Here is a 1768-nt window from a genome sequence, read left to right as displayed (position 1 = left end):
CGGCCCGCCGGTGCCCTGGCCCGCCCCGCCGCCCGGCGCCGGGCCGGTCGCGGCGCCGGCCGCGCCGCGCGCCGCCAGTTCGCTGAGCCGCTCGTGCAGCGCGGCCGCGCCGGGCCGCTCGGCGGGCTCCTTGGCCAGGCAGGCCCGGATCAGCGGCGCCAGCTGCGGCGGCACCGCCGACAGGTCGGGCTCCTCGTGGACGACGCGGTAGAGCATGACCTCCGAGGATGCCCCGGAGCCGAACGGGCTGTCCCCGGTGAGCGCGTACGCGAGGGTCGCGCCGAACGCGAAGACGTCGGTCGCGGGCGTGACGGCGGCCCCCCGGACCTGCTCGGGCGCGAGGAAGCCGGGCGAGCCGACGGCGGTGCCGACGTGGGTGAGCGTGCTGGCCCCTCGCGACCATGCGATGCCGAAGTCGATGATGCGCGGCCCGCGCGGGGAGAGCAGGATGTTGGACGGCTTGAGGTCGCGGTGGACGACGCCGGCCTCGTGCACCTTGACCAGCCCGTCGGCGAGTGCGGCCCCGATCCGGGCGACCTCGGGCCAGCCGAGCGCCCCCTCGTCGCCGACCCGCTTGTAGAGCGAGGGCCCGGGGACGTACGCGGTGGCCAGCCAGGGCCGGTCGGCCTCGATGTCGGAGCCCATGACGCGGGCGGTGCAGCCGCCGCGGATCCTGGAGGCGGCGGCGATCTCGCGGGCGAAGCGGGTGCGGAACTCGACGTCCTCGGCCAGCTCGGACCGGATCAGCTTGAGCGCGACGCGCTGCCCCCGGCGGTCCGACCCGAGGTAGACCACGCCCATGCCGCCGGCTCCCAGCCGCCGGTGCAGGCGGTACGGCCCGACGATGCGGGGGTCCTCACGCCGCAGCCGCATCATCGCCATTCTCGTTTCCCCGTCAGACTGTGGGTGAGGCCCCGTCGGATGGGGCGTCGTCAGTTCCTGTCTGGCACAGCTTACGGACTGCCCGCTGCGGTGTGCTGATACGCAACACCTGAAGCCACCGTCCGATTGTCCGATCTTGGACTGACAATCGGACGGTGTGCCGCCGAATCGTTTCTCGGGGTCGGCTCTCAGGGTTCCCCCTGGGACCGGGTCGCGGACGTCTCCGCCTGCGGTAGTACTCCCCAGGTCCGATCGTCATCCTCCGGGAGGCCCGGAGAACAGTACGAAGGCATGACGCCCGCCAACCCCCTCCCGCCATATCGTTGTTCCCAGCGGTGGACGGGGAGCTCGTCCCCCGAGGTAAGCCGTCCACCGCGTCCACGTGCACCACCGTCCATCCACCGGCCGAGCTCACGAAAGAGGAGTCAAGGGCATGGCACCGCAGCCCCCGGGATCCACCTCCCGACGTCGTCGGCCGGCCTTCACCCAGCCCGGCGCCGCGGAGCCCACCCGGCACCCCGCGGTGGCGGTGGCCATGGCGCTGCCCTGCGCGGTGCTGCTGGCCGTCCTGTTCGGCGGCTGGGAGCAGATGGCGAACCAGGCGCAGGCGGTGGCCGAGCTGCTCGGCCACTGACCGCCCGGGCACCGAGGTGCCCACCTGAACGGGCACTGATCCCCTGGGGACGGGGAGCCAGTGCCGCCGGGGAGGCCGCGCCCGCGATGACACGCGGACGGGCGAGGAGCGGCGCGCAGAGCGCCCCGGCAGGCGGAGACGCCGCGTACGGACGTCGGTGAGGGCGACCGTACGCGGCTCTTCTGCTGTCCTCGTCACCTGTCCCCGTCAACAGCGGGAACGCCGAACACCCCCGGGGAGCACGGGGAACAC

Annotated in this window: 2 protein-coding genes; one reads left to right on the top strand and one right to left on the bottom strand. The window is 73.9% G+C overall.

Features of this window, described 5'->3' with window-relative positions; genetic code table 11:
• On the bottom strand, window positions 1–882 hold an 882-nt coding region (locus ACFU74_RS37215; RefSeq protein WP_380764567.1), incomplete at its 3' end, for a serine/threonine-protein kinase.
• Between the two features lie 433 nt (window positions 883–1315).
• Here ACFU74_RS37215 and ACFU74_RS37210 point away from each other — a divergent pair.
• Window positions 1316–1516: a hypothetical protein gene (locus ACFU74_RS37210; protein ID WP_380764566.1), complete on the top strand. Its 201-nt coding sequence runs from the start codon at window positions 1316–1318 to the stop codon at window positions 1514–1516.
• Window positions 1517–1768: the final 252 nt, after the last annotated feature.

It is taken from the genome of Kitasatospora sp. NPDC057500, assembly GCF_042802195.1.
Classification (GTDB): domain Bacteria; phylum Actinomycetota; class Actinomycetes; order Streptomycetales; family Streptomycetaceae; genus Kitasatospora.
This window is presented reverse-complemented; position numbering and strand designations above follow the sequence as displayed.

Coding starts and splice junctions, on each gene's coding strand:
- ACFU74_RS37210 (WP_380764566.1), top strand. CDS start 1,316: ATGGCACCGCAGCCCCCGGGATCCACCTCCCGACGTCGTCGGCCGGCC.